Below are 20,409 nucleotides of genomic sequence, written 5' to 3' on the forward strand. Positions count from 1 at the left end.
GCAGCCCAGCTATAATTCGCTTAGAACTGGGACTTCTGTCAATTTGTTAACTAGCTGGTCCAGGTCAACCTCTGTCAGATAACTCGGTAAAATTCGCGTGGTTTTCGGATTAACAAAGCCACACTCCGCCACCTCCTCGACACCGTGAGAAGTTTTTTCTAAGTCAATGTTTTGGTAGTCTTGCCAGTTGGTGATGAGGAAGAAAAATTCCAATTGCTCGTTCGGACCATGTGCTGATTGTTCGCCTGATTCGGCGAATTGTTGTATAAATAATAACTTACCGATTTCTGGTTTGACGCCAGTTTCTTCAATCATTTCTCGACGCAAGCCGTCTAGCAAGCCTTCGCCCATTTCCAAGCCGCCGCCCGGCGTACACCAAAAGTTTCGACCCTTGCCGTTATTTGCGGTTAATTTCTGGCAGAAAATTTCGCCGTTTTCATTGATAATAATTCCGCGTACGTTTACTCTTCGTCGCATAAAACCTCCTTTGATTGCTAATAGCCAGAGGTTCAATTAAGCCGAACGTACGCCCAATAATTTCATGGTCGGGGTGACTGGATTTGAACCAGCGACCTCACCGTCCCGAACGGTGCGCGCTACCGAGCTGCGCCACACCCCGACGCTAAAAACAGTATAAAACTAACAGATATTTTTGTCCAATTGTAATTATTAAAATGAAATCAACTAGTCCTAAAATGATATAATATAAGATGGACTTAGAGCGTAAAGGACTATAAATGAAACATATTTTACGAATTTTTAGAGATTATTGGTTACTGTTCATCATCTTGATTGGATTCACGTATGGCGTCGTGATGGCAAATTTGTGGCTGCCGGATAAAATGTCGGAAATTGTCAATAACGGCATTATTAAACAAGATATGTCGGCGATTTGGAATAATGGCTTGATGATGATTTTGGTGACGGCGGCTGGTGGGTTTTGTTCAATTGTTGTGGGTTTTTTGGCGGCACGAATTGCTACGGGAATGGCACAAAAATTGCGATTGAAATTATTTGAACGAATAGAAAGTTTTTCTTTGGCGGACTTTAATAAGTTTTCTACGGCGTCGCTGATTACGCGCTCAACGAATGACATCCAGCAGATTCAAACAACGTCAATAATGCTGCTGAGACTGGCGTTAATGGCACCGATTATGGCAATTGGTGGTCTGCAAAAAGCCATGAATAATGCGCCCGATTTAAGCTGGATCATTGCTTTGGCGGTGTTTATTTTACTCGTAGTTATCGCTACATTATTTACGATTGCCGTACCTAGGTTTAAGAAATTGCAGGCGCTGGTGGATAAACTTAATTTGGTGGCGCGGGAAAATTTGGTTGGGCTAAAAGTTATTCGCGCGTTCCATAACGAGAAGATTGAGCAGAAAAAATTCCAAGAAGCCAATACGGAATTAAATAAGATGAACTTATTTGTAAATCGTTTGATGATGTTGCTTGATCCGATTATGACTTTAGTGATGAACTTTTCGAGTGTGGCAATTGTGTGGTTTGGCGCGCATTTGATAAGCAGCGGTAATTTGCAAATTGGTAATATGATGGCGTTTTTGGAATACGCGATGCAGGTGATAATCTCGTTCTTGTTGCTGTCAATGGTGTTTATTATGGTGCCGCGAGCCGCCGTATCAGTGCGTCGAGTCGGAGAAGTTTTGGATACTTTGCCATCAATTATTGACCCGAAGTCGCCGAAAAAATTGCCAAAAGATGCCAAGGGAAAAATTGAGTTTAAGGACGTTACGTTTACTTATCCTGACGCGGATTTGCCGGTGCTTTCGGATATTAATTTTGTAGCTGAACCTGGTCAGACAACGGCGTTTATTGGCAGTACTGGTTCGGGAAAGTCGACGTTGATTAATTTGATTCCTCGTTTCTATGATGTTTCGGCGGGGCAGATTTTGCTTGATGGTGTGGATATTAGAAATCTGAAATTGGAAGATTTGTCTGGTCAAATTGGTTACGTGCCGCAAAAAGGCGTACTGTTTAGTGGAACGGTTGCTAGCAATATCAAATACGGCAACGCTGAGGCCAGTGATAAGTTGGTTGAAAAAGCGGCCAAAATTGCCCAAGCGGAAGAATTTATTAGCGAATTAAAAAGTGGCTATAAAAGTGAAATCGCTCAGGGTGGCAGCAATGTTTCTGGTGGTCAGCGCCAGCGTTTGTCGATTGCGAGGGCTATTGCGGTTGAGCCGAATGTTTATATTTTTGACGATTCGTTTTCGGCGCTTGATTTTAAGACAGACGCGAAGTTGCGGGCTGCGCTTGCAAAGGAAACTAAGAATAAAACTGTGTTAATTGTCGGCCAGCGAATTAATACGATTATGAATGCTGATAAAATTATCGTGCTTAACGAGGGAAAAATTGTTGGTCAGGGAACGCATCAGGAGTTGATGAAAGATTGTGAAGTTTATCAAGAAATTGCCGCTTCGCAACTCTCGGAAGACGATTTGCAGAAAATGTCTATTGCTGCGAAAGGAGTGTTGTAATGTCTAGGCAAACCACGAAAAAGCGACAGCAAGTACGAATGGGCGGTCCGATGGGCGGAATGGGCGCTGGCGAAAAGGCTAAAGATTTCAAGGGAACGGTTAAGAAGCTGATCAAATATTTGTCGGATTTTCGATGGCAAATGTTGATGGTGTTGGTTTTTGCGATTGGGAGCACGATTTTTGCGATTGCCAGCCCGAAGATTTTAGGTGGCGCGACGAATCAAATTGTTGATGATTATGCCAATATGAAAGTCTACGAGGCGATCACTAGCAAATTGCCAAAAGGCGTTTCTTTGTCAGCGGGAACTACTGGCGCGGACGTTTTGAGCCGATTGCCGAATAAGTCGGAGATTGAAAAACAGATTCCATCCAGTCAACTTGAGTCGATTAAAAAGCTAGATCTTAGTCGGCGTCCAGAATTTCATTTTGACGCTATTTGGCGAATAATTATTTTGCTAGTCGGAATGTATGTGCTGAGTGCGATTTTTCGTTATATTCAAACGTGGATAATGACCCAGGTGACACAAACCGTAACTTTCAGAATGCGACAACAATTGTCCGAAAAAATAAATCGCTTGCCACTGAGTTATTTCGATAAGCAAACTTACGGCGAAGTTCTTAGTCGCATAACTAATGACGTCGATACTATTAGCCAAACACTAAATCAGAGTTTGTCGCAAATTATAACTTCAACGGTTACGGTGTTGGGAATTTTGGTGATGATGTTTTCGATTAGCTGGCAGATGTCACTAGTTGCGCTGCTGGTGCTTCCGCTGGCAGGCGGTGTGATTACGCTGATCGCAAAGAGCTCACAGAAACAATTTTTACGCCAGCAGACGCAGCTTGGCGAACTTAATGGACACATTGAAGAAATGTATGGCGGTCATCAAGTGATGCGCGTCTTTAATGGTCAGAAAAAATCGATTGCTAAGTTTTCTAAGATCAATAATCGGCTTCAAGAGAGCGCTTGGAAGGCTCAGTTCTTTTCTGGATTGATTCACCCGATTATGAATTTCATTGGCAATATTGGCTACGTTGCTATGACAATTTTGGGTGGTTGGCTGGCGATTAATGGTCGGCTAAAAATCGGCGACATTCAGGCGTTTATTCAATATGTCGATCAGTTCAATCAGCCGCTGGTTCAGGTTGCTAATATCGCTAATATTTTGCAATCGACAGCTGCTGCCGCCGAGCGAGTGTTTGAGTTTTTGGACGAGCCAGAGGAAGCGGTTGAACCGAATAACTTGGCAAAATTGTCCAACATAAAAGGCGAAGTTGAATTCGACAACGTCGTCTTTGGTTATAAGCCAGACCAGACTATCATTAAAGGTTTGTCGGCGCACATTAAGCCAGGTCAGCGCGTGGCGATTGTCGGTCCGACTGGTGCTGGCAAAACGACGCTAGTCAATTTGTTGATGCGATTTTATGAGATTAATAGCGGTTCGATTAAGATTGACGGCGTGGATATTCGTAAAATGAAACGTAGCGATGTGCGTCAAATGTTTGGCATGGTGCTGCAAGATACGTGGCTGTTTAATGGCACGATTCGTCAGAATTTGATGTATGGCAATTCAAAAGCTACCGAGGAAGAGATGATAAAAACCGCCGAAGAAGCGCATGTTGATCATTTTGTGCGGTCGCTATCGGGCGGCTATGATATGGTTCTTGGTGAGGAGGCTGCTAACATTTCCCAGGGAGAAAAGCAGCTGCTGACAATTGCCAGGGCAATGTTAGAGAAGGCGCCGATGCTGATTTTAGACGAGGCGACAAGCTCGGTTGATACACGCACCGAAGTCCTTATCCAAAAAGCCATGGATAAGTTGATGCAGGGGAAAACTAGTTTTGTTATTGCGCATCGTCTGAGTACGATTCGTGACGCTGATTTGATTTTGGTGGTTAAGGACGGGAATATCATCGAGCAGGGCAATCACGAAACTCTGCTGAAGCAAAATGGATTTTACGCTGAGCTTTACAATAGCCAGTTTTCTGAGTAGACGTTCGCTATTTTTTACATAGTGATATTTTTGTCGCTTCGGGTATGTGCAGTTCAAAATCAATATCAGTTTTCTGGACAATTTCATAATAAGGCGGAATTGATGGGTTTTTCGGAAGTTCAATTATTTTTCCGTCGTTAAATAATTGTCCTTGTCGATAGACATTGTGGATAAACGGCACATTTGGCTTTACTTTTTTTAAGCGATATAACGCTGATTCATGCCGTGTTTCGCCATCTGTAACAACTTTGGGCTGCGTATGCCATTGTCCCATAATACATAATGTTGGTAGAGAGTCGTCAATTCCGAGGATATTTTTAGCTAGTTGTTTTTCTCGTTCCTGCGGGCTTGGTGATATGACGGCGTCCTCATCTAAATTGTCAAAAAATGTATCAATAAAAACGAGCTCTTTAAGTTGGTTTTGCTGTAGGAGAATTGCTATCGTTTTTATCATTTCAAGAGATAAAATGCTTGAATCAAAAAGGTCTTCATCAACTAAGGAAAAATCGCAAGATCCGGTCTTTACTGAATTGATGAAGTTGGATACGGCGGGGCTGGCTTCAATAGCTAATCTCTTTACGCCAAGTTTCTTAACTAGAGTATAGACGACGTTGGCATTTTCTTTTATGCCGTGAATTTCGCCATATACAATTAGGTTTGATTTTTGTAGGGCGGGTCGCGGGAGCTCGAGGCGCTTTATGTCTAATTGTTTCGGCAAGAATGTTTTGATGATTTTGTGCTTGTTCATAATATACTCTTTGATAGGTTACCCCGTGCCCTTGTAAAAACACAAGGGCACGGGGTGTGACGTGGGACTAGTCGTCCGTCGTCTTGGGCTTGCCGCATCGGGTCAGGAAGGTCGACGAGTCGACCTCCGAATCAACGATCGTGGCAACTTTCGCGGAAAAGATCTCGGCGTTATTCATGCTTCACCTCCTTTCAATTGTCAGAGTAGACTTTTTTCCACCAGGCAGCACGCCATGTGTGCGGCTGCCGGTAGGCCTATTTCATCGGTGTAACCGAGCCACTGGCCATTTGGGTTTGCTTCAAGGAAATGCAGATCTCCGATTTCGTCTATCGCGAAATCAATTGCAGCAAAACCAAGACCTAGCGAAGTCAGCAGAGAACGAACCTTCCGCTCAATGTCTTCGGGAAGGACGTAGTCGATCACGTATCGACTGCCAGAATCTTGTAGAGATCTCCAGTCTACCGTGCCGGAGGTTTTCTCTTGTGGAATCTGACGGGCAACGAAGATCTGTTTTCCGATACAAGTGACCCGTAGCTCACTTGTTTTTCTGATAAACCTTTGCAGAATGATCGGTTGTGATTTGATCAACCCCAAGGAGTCTATCAGATCATCTGTCATGAGCGTGGTTTCTATCATGTAGCCTGTATCGTCAAGATCTAGGCTAGATACAGATACCGGTTTGAATACGGTTGGCGCTTCTAGACAGAACTGGCGAGCTGCGTCTGGATCTGATGTAATCAGTGTGTCGGGCATTGGCAGCCCAATACGCTTTGCAATCGACAATTGGTATGGCTTAATCCTAGCTGTATGAATGGAGCTAGGGTGATTAATCCAAAACTTGTCGCGTAGCAGAAAACACAGACCATTCAATACATCATGTATCTCTTTGTCTACGATAGATCTTTGGATTGGATCTTGGATACTCTCAAGGAATCCATAGGTTTGACTGAACCCGAACGGCTTTCTGTACCATACGTTATCAACACTACGAAGATCTATAGTATCCTCTGAATGCCTATATAGTATGCTACCGTTTGAATAGTTAAAAGAGATACTACATTGCCCTTGGATTAAAAGATCCGTATCAATCCGTATGATCCGATTACTTTCTGAGTCAATATATTGGCTCACTGCCTCAACATGAGGGTTGTCCAGAGAATTGGTCAGTATGAGAACTGCAGTCATGGTCTACTCCTGAACGAATAGATGATGGTAAGGAACGCGTTTAGAAATTCTCGACTCTTGTTTCATTATATATTATATATTGATTATTTGTCAATACTCCGAAGGTTATTTATAATTAAGTCATGAATATCGCAGACCAACTCATCACTAAATACCCAATCATTTCTGACCAAGTCGATATAAAAGAGCTTAGTGCGCTTTTAAGAGAGTTGGAGAAAACTTTACGCCGTGGCGTCACTGGAAACATTGTGGAGTTTGGTTGTTATGTCGGCACGACTAGTTTGTTTATTCGCCGACTGCTGGACGCTTATGATTTTACGGGCGAGTTTCACGTTTACGATTCGTTTGCGGGATTGCCAGAAAAAACCCAGAAGGATAATAGCGCTGCGGGTGATCAATTTAAGGCTGGCGAGTTATTAGCGCCGCGTAAGACGTTTGTCCAGAATTTTAAGAAAGCAGGATTGAAGTCGCCGATTATTCACAAAGGCTGGTTTTCTGATTTTACTTCTGATGACGTACCGGAAAATATTATGTTTGCGTTTTTTGATGGCGATTTTTATGAATCAATTGTCGATTCTTTTCGGGTTTGTGAAAGTAAGTTTAATGAAGACTCGATAATTATTGTTGATGATTACGCGAATGAAGCTTTACCGGGAGCTGCAAAAGCTACTGATGAATGGCTGAAAGTTAACCGACAATTCGCGGTCAGGACTGAAGCTAGTCTGGCAATTATCTCCTCTTGCCCAAAAACATAAACGTGTTACAATTAAAACATCACTAATATAAACAGGGGAGGGTTGTGATGGACGAACCAATTCACATCACGTCTGAAATAGGAAAACTTAAGACCGTTCTATTGCATCGGCCAGGTGAAGAGCTGGAGAATTTGACGCCAGACTATCTGACCGATCTTTTATTTGACGATATTCCATATCTGAAAGTGGCGCAGGCTGAACACGATGCTTTTGCGGAAGCATTGAGAAGTCGTGGAATCGAAGTTTTGTATCTGGATCAATTGGTCGCCGAGGCAATTAGCACAGATCAATTGCGCGAACAATTTGTCGATGAAATGTTGGCTGCTTCTAAGCAGGATTCACGCCGTGTTACTCAAACGTTGCGCCAATTCTTGTTGGACTTGCCAACTCACGCTATGATTCGCAAGATTATGGCTGGTGTTCGTAAGGATGAAATTACTTTGCCTCCAGATCAGCATCAGCAACTTCATAATATGATCGAGAAAAATCATTATCCGTTCTATCTCGATCCAATGCCAAACCTATACTTTACACGCGACCCAGCTGCCGCAATTGGTAACGGTTTGACAATCAACAAGATGCACTGGACGGCTCGTCGTCGTGAATCGCTATTTATGCGCTACATCATCGACCATCATCCACGATTTGCTAATCGTGCGCCAGTTTGGTACAACCGCACAGAGAAATTCTCAATGGAAGGTGGTGACGAATTAATATTAAGCGATAAGGTTATGGCAATTGGTGTTTCAGAGCGAACAACTGCTGAGGCAATTGAAAAGATGGCAACCAAATTGTTTGCTGGCTCGAAATTCGAGAAAGTCATTGCTATGGAAATTCCAAAATCTCACGCCTTTATGCACCTAGACACCGTGTTTACGATGATTGATCGTGATAAGTTTACGATTCACCCAGAGATTCGCGACCATGGCGGCAGGATGAATTGTTTTATTTTGGAGAAGGTTGAAGGTCAGCCATTCCCACGAATTACACACGAAACAGACCTGGAACACGTCTTGAGAGTTGCGCTGGGCTTGCCAAGTGTTACGTTGATTGAGTGTGGTGGTGGCGATCCAATTGCTGCTGCTCGTGAGCAGTGGAATGACGGTTCAAACACTTTGGCGATTGCGCCGGGTGTTGTGGTGACTTATGATCGCAACTACGTAACTAACCAGAAATTGCGCGAAAACGGTATTGAAGTTATTGAAATTAGTGGCGCTGAGCTTGGACGCGGTCGTGGCGGTCCACGCTGTATGAGTATGCCGCTAGTACGAGAGGATGTATTCTAATGGCTCAGAGTTTGAAAGGACGATCGCTGCTGACTTTGAGCGATTATACCGCTGAAGAGATTCGCTTGTTGTTAGACACGGCTCGTGAATATCGTCGATTGAAATATGCTGGCATTCCGCACCGAATTCATGAAGGTAAAAACGTGGCTTTGTTGTTCGAAAAGACTTCAACGCGAACACGCTGTGCATTTACGGTAGCTGCTAATGATCTTGGAATTGCGCCGGAATACCTCGGCAAAGATGATATTCAATTGGGTAAGAAAGAGACGGTTGAAGATACCGCTAAGGTTTTGGGTCGAATGTTTGACGGAATTGAATTCCGCGGCTTTGATCACGCGACTGTTGAGGAATTGGCGCGTCACGCTGGCGTTCCAGTGTGGAATGGATTGACCGATAAGTTTCATCCAACGCAGATTTTGGCAGACTTTATGACAATTGAAGAGCATGTTGGAAAATTGAAGGGAACTAAGCTGGTATTTGTTGGCGATGGTCGTAACAATATGGCGAACTCGCTGATGATTGGCTCAGCTATTATGGGACTTGATTTCCGCATTTTGGCACCTCGTGAATTGCATCCAGATCAGGCTTTGGTCGATAAGGCAAATCATTTTGCCAGGTCAAGCCACGCACGCATTACTATCACTGATAATTTCGAAGAAGCTTTGCGCGGTGCTGATGTAATTTACACGGACGTTTGGGTTTCAATGGGCGAAGAAGACAAGTTTGCTGAACGCATTAACCAATTGCGACATTTCCAAGTTAATCGCCAGATGATTAACCTGACAGGAAATCCTGAGGTCAAGTTTATGCACTGCTTGCCAGCATTCCACGACGCATTAACGATTACTGGAAAGAAAATTCAGGAAGATTTCGGTTTAGATTCAATGGAAGTGACGGATGAGGTGTTCCGCTCGCCACATTCGATAGTTTTTGATCAAGCGGAAAATCGTATGCATACAATCAAGGCTGTGATGGCTTTGACATTGTAGTTGTTGTCGTAATAAGGAGGTTAAGGAGGCTCCGAGGCAATGGTAGAAAAAATTAAAAAAGCAAAGCAGAAGCTTCGATCACCGTCGGCGTTTACTATTTTGTTTGTCGTGATCATCGTTATGGCGGCATTGACGTGGGTTGTTCCTTCTGGACTATATAAGACGAACGAAGATGGCGATCGTATAGCTAATTCGTATCACGTAGTCGATAAAGATCGAACCGTCACGGAAGAAAAAGACGGTAAAAAGGAAGAGATCAAAAAACACGACCAGCAAGGTTTGTGGGACGTCTTTACTGCACCTATTAAAGGTATGTCAGACAAGCTTGATGTCATCGTCTTCGTGATGGTGCTTGGTGGATTCTTAGGCGTCACCATGAAAACTGGTGCGCTTGACGCTTCTCTTGGCGCGCTGCTTCGAAAGATGAAGGGCAAGGAAAAGTGGCTCATCCCGATTCTGATGATTTTATTCGCTATCGGTGGTACTACTTACGGTATGCAAGAAGAAACTGTGGCGTTCTACGCGCTCGTCATACCGATGATGATTGCTGCTGGCTATAATGCCATGACTGGTGTGATGGTTATCGTGTTGGGTGCTGGTACTGGTGTGCTCGGCTCGACAATTAACCCATTCTCTACTGGTGTTGCAGCAAAAACCGCAGACGTGAAATTAGGTAGCGTTATTCCAATCATGTCGATCATCTTGGTTCTTTGTCTAATTGCCGCGATTATCTTTACTATGCGTTACGCTGCAAAAGTGAAGGCCGGCAAGTACAAGGAAGACGTTCGCTACAAGCCAGCTACGGCTGCTCTTGACATGACAAACGTACCAAAATTCACTGGTCCGCGAAAAGTTGTTATGTCTGTGTTTGCTATTACATTTGTGCTAATGATTCTTTCCTTGATTCCATGGGGAAGTTGGAATATCACACTCTTCGCCGACATGTTTGAATGGGCTGCAGGTTTGCCGGTTATTGGCGCAGTGCTTGGTGTAGTCCACAGTGCGGCATTTGGCGATTGGTATTTCAATGAAATTACTGCACTATTCCTAATTTCAACAATTGTAATAACCGCAATTTACTACAAAGAATTTAAGAAAGAGGGTGTTTTCCCAGTTGATACATTTATCGACGGTGTGAAAGACATCTTGCCGGTTGCTCTGATTATCGCGGTGGCAACAGGTGTTTCTGTGGTGATGTCTAATGGCGAAATCCAGGACACAATCATCAGCTGGGGTGAATCTCTCCTGAAAGATGCTGGTGGCGGTGTTGTCGGTGTGTTGGCATATCTATTCTATTTGCCAATGTCATTTATCGTTCCGTCATCATCAGGTTTGGCGGCAGCAACTATGCCAGTTATTGCGCCAATTGCTGACTTGGTTGGCTCAAGCAAAGAAGTTATGGTTGCCGCATTTGCGACAGCGTCTGGCTTGATCAACATGATGGCTCCAACTATCGCGTCATTGATGGGTGGATTGGCCTTGGCTGGCGTTTCATATCGCGACTGGCTAAAACGTTCAGCTCCAATTATGGCAGTATTTGCTATTATCAGCATTACAGTTATTGCAATTTTCGGAGCACTGTAGCCTATGGATAAGAAGCGTACTATTGTAGTAGCGCTCGGTGGTAACGCCCTGCAACGGCAGGGCGAAGCCGCGTCTGAGCAACAACAACGAGTAGCCGATGAAACGGTTCGTCAACTTTTGCCGTTAATCCAAGCCGGTCATAACGTAGCAATTGTTCATGGCAATGGTCCTCAGGTTGGCAATATTGTGTTGCACGAAGAGGCGATTAACACGCCAGATGTGCCGAGCTTGCCGCTGGAAGATTCTGGCGCTATGAGTCAGGGATTGATTGGCTTTTGGCTGCAACAGGCTTTTCATGACGCCTTTATGGTTAATCAAATGAACAATCGCGCTGTTAGCGTTATAACTCAAACAATTGTTAGCTTGAGCGATCCAGCATTCCAAAATCCAACCAAGCCAATTGGTCCGTTCTATTCGGAAGACGAGGCAAAAACCGTCGCTAGTGAACGCGGCTACACGGTAAAAGAAGACGCTGGTCGCGGCTGGCGGCGTGTCGTTCCTTCGCCAAAACCTCAGACGATTGTTGAGGCCGATGTGATTAAGGCGCTGGTTCATGCTGGCGTGACGGTCGTTTCAACTGGCGGCGGCGGCATTCCTGTTCTGCAAGACGAAACCGGTCAATTAAAAGGCGTCGCTGCGGTCATTGATAAGGACTTCGGCGCGGCGAAGTTAGCAGATCTTTTGGATGCTGACACTTTGCTGATTTTGACTTCGGTTGATGCTGCTAAAATTAATTTTGGCAAACCAGATGAGCAATCTCTCGGGGAAGTTTCAATAGAAGAGCTCCAAAAACACATTGACGATGGGCAATTTGCAGCAGGTTCGATGTTGCCAAAAACTCAGGCTGCCTTGTCGTTCCTGGGCGGGAAGTCGGGGCGTACGGCGATCATTACTTCGCTGGATAAAACCGCTGAAGCCATTAGCGGCTCGGCAGGCACTATAGTTAAATCGTAATAAAAATCAAGAAGTTCCTGTGAATGGCACAGGAGCTTCTTGTGTTTATGTATGTTTTATTTTATAATATGAAATTATGTTGCAATATCTTCGTTCAACAAATAGTGATTCAATAATTAGCTCGCAAGAAAATTTGCAGTCTGGTTCGTGGGTGCGCTGCGAAAGGCCGAGCGACGAAGAGGTTTCGCAATTGTTGACGCTGGGTTTGGACGAGGATTTGATAAGTGATGCACTTGATCCGCATGAGGTGCCACGTATTGAGTTTGATGACGAGTGGACTTATTTGATTGCGCGATTGCCGGACACTGACGACGATTTTAACGATTTTACCACGCCAATTTTATTCTGTATCAATAAAGATCATATTGTAACATTGTCCAGAGATAGTTTAGGGCGATTGTGGCAGCCGTTTATTGATAAGGTGCGAATTAGAACGGATCGACAAGTTGAGCTTTTGGTGGCGATGGTTGAGGCAATTTCAATGCAATATCAGCGGCGTGTGGCAACGATTAATCGCCAAATGCGAGCGGCTACGGACAGCATTCATACACTGAGAGTTAATGATATTGCCACTCTGGCGGAGTATGAGCGCAAATTGAATGATTATCTTGACGCGCTAATTCCGATGAACTGGGCAATTGAGAGACTTTTGGCGACTCAGAAGTTGCGACTAAAAGCTGATGATAAGGAAGACGTTGAGGATATCTCGATTGATTTGGAGCAGGTGATTGCGCGTTGTAAAAGTTTATTGAGGACGATTACTAATGTGCGCGACAGCTATAGGGCGGTGATGGATACGCGTCTTAATGAGACGATTCGCCTGCTAACCGTAATTACCGTAGCCTTGACTATTCCGACGATGATCGCTGGTTTGTATGGTATGAACGTGCCGGTTCCAGGTGCTGATAATCCATTGATGTTTTGGGCGATTACCGCAGTTAGTGTAGTGCTGGCATTTGTTGTGGGCTATTATTTCCTGCGCCGCCGCTAAAGTTTAATTGCAATTCGACAGATTGCTAATATCGCTTATGTATATTATAATTTTCTCATGATGGTGGGCTATTTTGAACGCAGATCGTTGACTGAAAAGTTGACGCAAGCTCAACGAATGCATAAAAACGGTTGGATTAATTTGACTGGAAGTCTTGATGTTACTCGAGTTTCAAAGGCTTTGTCGTTGTCTGCTAATATTGTCCGTGACGTACTGGACATCCACGAATTGCCTCGAGCGGAGTTTTCCGATGGCGTTGAATATATTTTTACACGCATACCATTTGGTCAAACTGATTCTGGCAAAACGGCACCGTTTTTGATTGCAATTAGCGGCGGTCATTATATTACAATATCGCCTCATGTTAAATTTTCACCTCTGGAGGTTAGCGATTATTTATTTAGTACAACCGAGCGTCCGGCGGGAGTTTTTGCTGCGAATTTGGCGTATATTATTTCTCAATATGAACAGCGCGTACACTTGTTAACGGAGCAAATTAGCGATGCTCGCCGGCGACTAAGTCGTCATGAAGTTGAGAATTCGGATTTTATTAAATTTGTGGCAATTGAAGATACGCTCAATGAATATCGAAGCAGTCTGGAAGGGATGTCCCGCGTCATTACGCAACTGATGGAAAACCGTCGCCATTTATTTAAGACCAGAGATCTGGAAGCATTGGAGGATGTTGACCTACATATTAGACAAGTTCTAGTGGCGATCAGTTCCAGCACGCACACAATTTCCAGTATCCAAAACGCTTATTCGACAGTTGCTAATAATACGCTGAACCAACGTATGAAGGCATTGACCGCCATAACAATTCTTCTGGCTATTCCAAACGTTTTTTACGGAATGTATGGAATGAATATCGCGTTACCATTTCAGGGCGAGCCTTGGGCGTACCCGGTTATCACCAGTTTTACGGTGTTGTTGATTTTACTTGTTATGTTTGTTGCTAAGCGACTCCGCTTATTCTAATATAGATATAATAAGCATTTTCAAAATGTTTTTGCTTGACGTACCAATAAGCGTTTGGTAACATTGTTAGCATGTCTCGCGCCGAAGCATTAAATTGCTGATATTAAGTGATAAAGGTCGAAGCGCGTGGGGCTGCACATAATAATAAGGAGTGCAAAACACATGCCAATAGCAATCAAATTTGTGCCATCAAGGCGCAAAAAGATCGCGGTGGATGTGGTGCCTGCCGAATGGCAAACATACATAGCACAATAAAAAGAGTGCAGTCGATCCAATGATAGAATAGGGACGACTATAAACAAATCCCGCTCCAAGGCACCGGAGCGGGATTTTGGTTTGTGTGAAAATACGTTAATCTTTTACTTCAACGCCAGCTTTTTTCAAGGCCTCCTTGACTGATGATTCGATTGAGCCAGAGCTGTCCATCTCAGTATTTTTTCCATTTATGTAGAAAGTTGGTGTTGCGGCAACGCCGTGCTTGCGACCGAGAGCCATATCGAAGTCGATTTTATTTTTAACCTTGTTGCTGGCAATATCGGTTTTATATTGATCGATATTAAGCTTCAATTGTTCAGCATAAGATTTGAAAATGTTGTCGCGTTCTGTAGTGTTGGCGTTTTTCCAAGCGTCCTGATTTGCATATAGAAGCTCATTCATTTCCCAGAATTTACCTTGCAAGCCGGCAGCTTCAGCCACGGCAGCGGCAGCTCGTGCGTTAGGGTGTGAACTAGCAATTGGGAAATTGCGGAAAATTAATCGAACGTGATCTTTGTATTTTTTAGCTAGCGCTTCGGCTTTTGGTGCAGCGGTACCACAGCCAGGGCATTGATAGTCGGCGTACTCGATAATTGTCACTTTGGCGTCTTTACTACCAATTTCATGATCCGCGATATTACCATTTCTTGATTCTGCGCTGATAGCCGTGTTCAGCTGATCGTTATTGATATCGCTAATATTTAGTCGATTTTGTGTAGAAATATAAATCATTCCACCAACAATCGCCACTACAATAATTGCGAAAATTATCCAGCTTTTCTTATTCATTTTACCTCCATTTACTCTAGTAAGTATAGCACGGAATGCGGTACAATAAAACTATGACGATTGTGCTAATTTTTGGATATTTGGCTACTTTGGCGGTTTTACTGATAGTGCTGGGAGTTCAGCCGAAAACGTCTTCGCATAGCCAATTTGAGCTACGGCGGAGAAGTGGGCTAGGCGATGAAAAGGCTAAAATTCTTTTGCGACAAAGAGAATTTTTACGAGATATTATTTCACTGCAACGCGCTGTGGCTTCTTTGTGTTTGGTAATTTTAAGCGTTATTAGCGTTTATTTATTCAATTGGGCGGCTGGGCTTATTTTGTCAATTATAATAGCCCTAGAAATCGGAGCTGTTGCGCGAATTAGCTTGTGGCAGAAATACTCACAGCAACTTTATGAAAAATACGAACCGCTAATTTTAACGACAATTGAGCGACATCAAGTAATTTTGTCGCTAATCCGTTCGGTGTCGCCAGTGGTTGGTGATAGTCAGGTGATTGAGTCGAAAGAAGAATTGCTGGAAATGGTGGCTCAATCCAGCGGAGCGATTTCATCTTCTGAGAAAAAGCTTATTACTAACGGACTGAATTTCAATGATATGAAGGTCGAGGAAATTATGACGCCGCGAAGCATGATTGAATCGGTACCTATGGATGAACTCCTTGGGCCGCTAGTGCTTGATGATCTTCATAAAAAGGGGTATAGCAGATTTCCTGTCATTGACGGCGACATTGACCATGTTGTTGGTATGCTGAGAATTCAGGATTTGTTGACAATTGATCGCAAATCAAAATCTCATCGTGCGGAAACAACCATGGGTAAAGAGGTCTATTATATTCGCGAAAATCAAACTCTACAGCACGCCTTAGCTGCATTTTTGAAAACGCAGCATCACTTGTTTATTGTTGTAAATGAGTTTCGAGAAACAGTTGGTTTACTGAGTTTAGAAGACGTAATTGAAGCGCTATTAGGTCAGAAAATCATTGACGAATATGATGTTTATGGAGATCTCCGTAAAGCTGCCACGGCTAATCCGCAGAAAAATAATTTGCCCACAAAAACTCGTCGAGATGTTTAATTCTGGGAATTTGACCAGATTATGCTATAATAACAGATATGAAAAATAGAATTTTGGCGGCAGAAACTTCTAAAAAAGTTGGTGAGGATATTACAGTTGCGGGCTGGGTTCATTCCAGGCGTGATCATGGCGGATTGATTTTTATTGATTTGCGTGACCACACGGGTTTGGTTCAGTTGGTTATTAACCCTGATAAAAAAGATGCTTTTTCTTTGGCGGAAAGCTTGCGAGATGAGTTTGTGGTTCGTGCTTGTGGTGTGGTTGCGGAGCGTGGTGAAGGTCTGAAAAATCCGAATATTGCCAGTGGTGATGTGGAAATTGTTGTGGACAATTTGGAGATTTTGAACCGAGCTGAAACTTTGCCAATTCAGCCATTTGCCGAGGATAATCAAGCTGGCGAAGAACTAAGGTTCAAGTATCGTTATCTCGATTTGCGTCGTCCAAAAATGCAAAACATGCTTAAAAAACGTGCTGAAATGTATCGTCGAATCCATGAATATATGGACGATCGAGATTTTATTGAAATTCAAACGCCAATTTTGGCTAATTCAAGTCCTGAGGGTGCGCGTGATTTTCTGATTCCGAGTCGTTTGCAGGAAGGGAAGTTTTACGCCTTGCCACAAGCTCCACAGCAGTTTAAGCAGCTGCTGATGGTTGGCGGTGTGCCGCGTTATTATCAGTTGGCTGCTTGTTTCCGTGATGAAGATCCGCGAGCAGATCGCTTGTATGGCGAGTTTTATCAGCTTGATTTGGAGATGAGTTTTGCTGAAAATGGCGAAGAAGTTCGCGCTGAAGTTGAGCCTTTGATGAAGCAACTGGCAACTGATTTTGCTGGTAAAAAATTGTTGGATTTGAGCGATTTGGCGGTTGGTGATGGCAGTTCAATTCCGCGAATTTCGTATCGCGACGCCATGGAAACTTACGGTTCTGATAAGCCGGATTTGCGATTTGGTATGGAATTGATAGAGCTGACGGACGTGTTCTCGGAGACTGAGTTTGGCGTATTTAAAAATGCTGAATGTGTTAAGGCTATTTGCGTAAAAAATGGCGCAAGTTTGAGTCGCAAACAAATTGACAATTTCACTAATATCGCTAAAAGTGAAGGCGCTGGTGGTTTGGCGTACATTACATATCAAGACGGCGAGGCGAAATCTCCAATTGCGAAATTCTTGAGTGAGAAGGAATTGGCTGACATCCAACAGAAAACTGGTGCGGTTGATGGCGATGCAGTGTTCTTTGGCGCTGATTCTCGCTCGGTTGTTAACGCGGTATTGGGGCGCTTGCGTAATGAATTTGCCTCGCACTTTAATCTTAAGGACCCATCGGTCGTGGCGTTTGCTTGGATTATTGATTTTCCGTTTTATGAATGGGATGAGCGAAGTAAAAAACTTGATTTTGGTCATAATCCGTTCAGTATGCCAAAGGGTGGTTTGCAAGCTCTGGAGTCTGCTGAAACTGACGCCGAAAAATTATCCATTGTCGCTGATCAATTTGACATGGTGATGAACGGTTATGAAATTTGTTCTGGTGGTGTTCGTAATCATAACCCAGCGGTGCTTTATAAAGTGTTCGGTCTGCTGGGCTTCAGCGAGTCTTATGTTGAAGAAAAGTTTGGTGCTATGCTAGGCGCTTTCAAATACGGCGCTCCGCCTCACGCAGGATGTGCTTTTGGTGTTGATCGTATTTTGATGGAATTGACCGATGAGCAAAACGTTCGCGAGACTCTGGCATTTCCAAAGAATGGCTCTGGTGTGGATGTGATGATGAATTCACCATCGGTTGTCGATCCCGCTCAGTTGCGCGAATTGGGTTTGTAAATTAGTAGCAAAGTATAGTATATATTATACAATGAACGATAAACTAAGATATGCTACTGCCGAGGAATTCCATGTAGCGATAAATCAATCAATGCTGGGTGATGAAAGGAAGTGTTTTTTGTCCGAGTACTCGATAGATGACTATGCAAATATGAATCATACAATACTCATGCATAATAGCTATGCTGGGTTTGCCATTAAGGATGGTGATATAGTTAGTGTTTTTAATTCTAAACAGAATCCAGTGAGGCAGTCTTTGGATACCATGATTCCAGCAGCTATATCTCTGGGGGGGGGTGAAGCTTGACTGTATGGGTCAAGTATTATGCAATAAATATACTAAATATGGATTTATAGCTGTAGCGGCTGTGCAGTTTATGGACGAATATGCACCACACAACTGGAATTATTCTAAGTTCGGCAGACCGGCCGTTTACTTTATGTTGCATAGGCAAATAATGTCGCTTAATAATGCTGACGAATTCGCAGAGAGTGTGCCATATTTTCCATACGATGAAGCTTATCAATACAGAGAAGAGCTGATTGGTAATGCGCTGTAATATTATTCTTCACATTCCTCACGCCTCGTTGTGCTTGCCGCCTGATTTTTGGCGTGATATTACGATAGATAAAGAGATTATCGAGAGAGAATTGCGTTTCATTGCTGATTATAAAGTTGATGAGCTTGTTAAAAATATAGATAGCCATAAAATTATAGCTAAATATTCGCGGCTATATTGTGACGTCGAGAGGTTTCGCGATGACGAAGCTGAGTCGATGGCTAAGCTGGGTATGGGAGCGATTTATACACATTTATCTGACGGTACGCAATATCGCAAAATAGGATCATCCCGTCGCGAAGAGATTTTGGGCAAATCATATGACTTACATCACAAACAGCTAAACGCATTGAGTAGGGAAATTGTTGATCAATATGGATCGTGTGTGATTATTGATATTCATAGTTATAGCGATGAATTGGTGCGAAGATTGTTTGGCTGGACGGAGAATTTACCTGATATTTGCCTTGGCTATGATGAAAAATGGTTCGGTAAAGACAATGCATCAAAATTGAAAACATATATTGAAAAAATGGGATATAGTTGTGAGTTAAATTATCCGTATTCTGGGGCGCTGGTTCCGATGGAATTTTATTACGATGAAAATCCGAAGATACAGTCGGTGATGTTGGAAATCAATAGGCGTGTCTATTTGGATGGTGATGTGGTAAGCGAAAATGCTGTGTGTAATATAGATAAAATAATAAATTTTATCGCAGAAAATCTAAATCCTAATCCCCAGCCATGCCGCCAAAATGTCGCCCGCAAAGTAGGCTAGCCCTGCCGCAATTACCCCAAGAAGTAACGTGATACCTGCAGATTGCCAAGGTGATTGTTTGCTGACTTTACCTTTGATGAAGCCAATTGCTAAGAACATTGCCGCAGTTAGCGCCGAGCTAACATAGAATAACGCCGCGTTTGGCGCTTTTAAGCTTGCAATTACGTCAATCAAATATGGCAATACTGGCACGCTACCGACTACCACGAAAGCTAAGAATGTTACTGCGCCTATGATCTTTGGGGATGAGCGTTTTTGGCTGTCGCGAACAGACTCTTCGTGTTCTGCACTTGCTGCCAAATATGCGCTAGAGCCCATTGAGAATCCGTCGGCTATTAAATTAGCAATTCCTAATATAAGAATTACTGAACTGGATATTCCAGCACCGGCTGAAGCCGCCACGACTGCAAATGTCGTTACTGTGCCGTCAACCGCGCCATAAACAAATTCCGGTATGTATCGTTTGAAAAAATCTCGCATAACCATACCAGTTTATCATATTATTAACGATTAGCGGACATCTCTATTGACAATTTAATAAGCTTATGCTATAGTGAAATAGTTAGATTATCTAATACAAACAATTTAACAAGCATGCTAAAATAAACATAACAAATATAAACTTTTGCAGAAAGGTAAAGCGTGGAAGATATCCAAACAGCCATCGTTTTATTATCAATCATCGTAGGATTGTTGTCGGTTATTATCGTAACGCTACTGGCAGTGGTCATAGCCTTGTTGGTAAGACTTAATACGGTCATGAAAAGCGTTAGTAAAATTACAACTAACGTAGCTAGTGCGACTGAGTGGTTGTCGCCAACAAAAGTTTTTAGTGAAATATCAGGTTTATTTCGTAAAAAATAATTAAAAAAGGAGTAAATATATGAAAAAAGTTTTAGCAATTATCGGAGCAGTAGCAGCAGGTTTTACAGCTGGAATTTTAACTGCACCAAAGAGCGGCAAGGAAACAAGGAAAGGCTTGAAGGATAAAGCTGCAAAAATGAAAGCCGACACTGAAAAGGTGGCTTGCAAAGCGACCGCTGCAGCTAAAGACAGTGTAGACTCATTGAAAGCTGGCTCTCAGAAAGTTGGAGACGCTGTAGTAGAAACCGCAAAAGATGTTAAGGGCAACGTCGAAAAACGTTTCAAGTAATATTTGACTCTATTCAAGA

At 43.2% G+C, this 20,409-nt stretch carries 21 protein-coding genes and 1 tRNA gene; 16 read left to right on the forward strand and 6 right to left on the reverse strand.

Features of this window, described 5'->3' with window-relative positions:
• Nucleotides 1-9: 9 nt before the first annotated feature.
• Nucleotides 10-477: an NUDIX domain-containing protein gene (locus LRM42_RS03300; RefSeq protein ID WP_243816737.1), complete on the reverse strand. Its 468-nt coding sequence runs from the start codon at nt 475-477 to the stop codon at nt 10-12.
• 65 nt (nt 478-542) lie between these two features.
• Nucleotides 543-619: transfer RNA gene (locus LRM42_RS03305), tRNA-Pro, on the reverse strand.
• Nucleotides 620-737: 118 nt separating this feature from the next.
• On the opposite strand from LRM42_RS03305, the gene LRM42_RS03310 reads away from it, so the two are divergent.
• Both LRM42_RS03310 and LRM42_RS03315 read left to right on the forward strand, forming a co-directional pair.
• A complete protein-coding gene (locus LRM42_RS03310) occupies nt 738-2,498 on the forward strand; it encodes an ABC transporter ATP-binding protein (protein WP_243816738.1) in 1,761 nt (586 codons plus the stop codon).
• Complete coding sequence (locus LRM42_RS03315) at nt 2,498-4,492, forward strand: ABC transporter ATP-binding protein (protein ID WP_243816739.1); 1,995 nt, start codon at nt 2,498-2,500, stop codon at nt 4,490-4,492. Before LRM42_RS03310 ends, LRM42_RS03315 begins: the two co-directional genes overlap by 1 nt.
• Before the next feature lie 7 nt (nt 4,493-4,499).
• Here LRM42_RS03315 and LRM42_RS03320 read toward each other — a convergent pair whose 3' ends face one another.
• Both LRM42_RS03320 and LRM42_RS03325 read right to left on the reverse strand, forming a co-directional pair.
• Complete coding sequence (locus LRM42_RS03320; protein WP_243816740.1) at nt 4,500-5,240, reverse strand: hypothetical protein; 741 nt, start codon at nt 5,238-5,240, stop codon at nt 4,500-4,502.
• Nucleotides 5,241-5,438: 198 nt separating this feature from the next.
• A complete protein-coding gene (locus tag LRM42_RS03325) occupies nt 5,439-6,425 on the reverse strand; it encodes an MvdC/MvdD family ATP grasp protein (RefSeq protein WP_243816741.1) in 987 nt (328 codons plus the stop codon).
• A 122-nt stretch (nt 6,426-6,547) separates the two neighbouring features.
• On the opposite strand from LRM42_RS03325, the gene LRM42_RS03330 reads away from it, so the two are divergent.
• The 7 genes from LRM42_RS03330 to LRM42_RS03360 all read left to right on the forward strand — a co-directional run bounded on the left by LRM42_RS03330 (nt 6,548) and on the right by LRM42_RS03360 (nt 13,962).
• Nucleotides 6,548-7,180, forward strand: a complete 633-nt coding sequence (locus LRM42_RS03330; protein ID WP_243816742.1) for a TylF/MycF/NovP-related O-methyltransferase — start codon at nt 6,548-6,550, stop codon at nt 7,178-7,180.
• A 47-nt stretch (nt 7,181-7,227) separates the two neighbouring features.
• Entirely contained in the window at nt 7,228-8,466 is a 1,239-nt protein-coding gene (gene arcA, locus LRM42_RS03335; protein ID WP_243816743.1) for an arginine deiminase, read from the forward strand.
• Nucleotides 8,466-9,455, forward strand: coding sequence for an ornithine carbamoyltransferase (gene argF / locus LRM42_RS03340; RefSeq protein WP_243816744.1), 990 nt, complete (start codon nt 8,466-8,468; stop codon nt 9,453-9,455). Before arcA ends, argF begins: the two co-directional genes overlap by 1 nt.
• 39 nt (nt 9,456-9,494) lie before the next feature.
• Entirely contained in the window at nt 9,495-11,039 is a 1,545-nt protein-coding gene (locus LRM42_RS03345) for a YfcC family protein (protein ID WP_243816745.1), read from the forward strand.
• Nucleotides 11,040-11,042: 3 nt separating this feature from the next.
• Nucleotides 11,043-11,993, forward strand: coding sequence for a carbamate kinase (arcC, locus tag LRM42_RS03350; RefSeq protein WP_146555132.1), 951 nt, complete (start codon nt 11,043-11,045; stop codon nt 11,991-11,993).
• A gap of 76 nt (nt 11,994-12,069) precedes the next feature.
• A complete protein-coding gene (locus LRM42_RS03355) occupies nt 12,070-12,984 on the forward strand; it encodes a magnesium transporter CorA family protein (RefSeq protein ID WP_243816746.1) in 915 nt (304 codons plus the stop codon).
• Between the two features lie 57 nt (nt 12,985-13,041).
• Entirely contained in the window at nt 13,042-13,962 is a 921-nt protein-coding gene (locus LRM42_RS03360; protein ID WP_243812189.1) for a CorA family divalent cation transporter, read from the forward strand.
• Between the two features lie 351 nt (nt 13,963-14,313).
• Here the strand turns inward: LRM42_RS03360 and LRM42_RS03365 are convergent, their stop codons facing one another.
• Nucleotides 14,314-15,006, reverse strand: a complete 693-nt coding sequence (locus LRM42_RS03365; protein WP_243816747.1) for a DsbA family protein — start codon at nt 15,004-15,006, stop codon at nt 14,314-14,316.
• 53 nt (nt 15,007-15,059) lie between these two features.
• Between LRM42_RS03365 and LRM42_RS03370 the strand changes: the two genes are divergently transcribed.
• The 5 genes from LRM42_RS03370 to LRM42_RS03390 are packed head-to-tail and all read left to right on the forward strand — an operon-like array spanning nt 15,060 to nt 19,237.
• Nucleotides 15,060-16,082, forward strand: coding sequence for a CBS domain-containing protein (locus LRM42_RS03370; RefSeq protein ID WP_243816748.1), 1,023 nt, complete (start codon nt 15,060-15,062; stop codon nt 16,080-16,082).
• Between the two features lie 38 nt (nt 16,083-16,120).
• On the forward strand, nt 16,121-17,899 hold the full coding sequence (gene aspS, locus LRM42_RS03375; protein ID WP_243816749.1) for an aspartate--tRNA ligase: 1,779 nt from the start codon (nt 16,121-16,123) through the stop codon (nt 17,897-17,899).
• Between the two features lie 31 nt (nt 17,900-17,930).
• Nucleotides 17,931-18,206 carry a hypothetical protein gene (locus LRM42_RS03380; RefSeq protein WP_243816750.1) on the forward strand — a complete coding sequence of 92 codons (276 nt, stop codon included), beginning with the start codon at nt 17,931-17,933 and terminating at the stop codon, nt 18,204-18,206.
• A 4-nt stretch (nt 18,207-18,210) separates the two neighbouring features.
• Nucleotides 18,211-18,459 carry a hypothetical protein gene (locus LRM42_RS03385; protein WP_243816751.1) on the forward strand — a complete coding sequence of 83 codons (249 nt, stop codon included), beginning with the start codon at nt 18,211-18,213 and terminating at the stop codon, nt 18,457-18,459.
• Entirely contained in the window at nt 18,449-19,237 is a 789-nt protein-coding gene (locus LRM42_RS03390; RefSeq protein WP_243816752.1) for an N-formylglutamate amidohydrolase, read from the forward strand. Before LRM42_RS03385 ends, LRM42_RS03390 begins: the two co-directional genes overlap by 11 nt.
• Here the strand turns inward: LRM42_RS03390 and LRM42_RS03395 are convergent.
• Nucleotides 19,184-19,717, reverse strand: coding sequence for a VIT1/CCC1 transporter family protein (locus tag LRM42_RS03395; protein WP_243816753.1), 534 nt, complete (start codon nt 19,715-19,717; stop codon nt 19,184-19,186). The genes LRM42_RS03390 and LRM42_RS03395 overlap by 54 nt on opposite strands.
• Nucleotides 19,718-19,879: 162 nt before the next feature.
• Here LRM42_RS03395 and LRM42_RS03400 point away from each other — a divergent pair, with 162 nt between their 5' ends.
• Both LRM42_RS03400 and LRM42_RS03405 read left to right on the forward strand, forming a co-directional pair.
• The gene (locus LRM42_RS03400) at nt 19,880-20,101 is read left to right on the forward strand and encodes a hypothetical protein (RefSeq protein ID WP_129636661.1); all 222 of its coding nucleotides are present in this window, start codon (nt 19,880-19,882) and stop codon (nt 20,099-20,101) included.
• Between the two features lie 19 nt (nt 20,102-20,120).
• Nucleotides 20,121-20,390, forward strand: coding sequence for a YtxH domain-containing protein (locus LRM42_RS03405; protein ID WP_243816754.1), 270 nt, complete (start codon nt 20,121-20,123; stop codon nt 20,388-20,390).
• Nucleotides 20,391-20,409 lie beyond the last annotated feature (19 nt).

Origin of the sequence: Candidatus Nanosynbacter sp. TM7-075 (assembly GCF_022828255.1) — a bacterium.
In the GTDB taxonomy this organism is placed as follows: Bacteria; Patescibacteriota; Saccharimonadia; order Saccharimonadales; family Saccharimonadaceae; genus Nanosynbacter.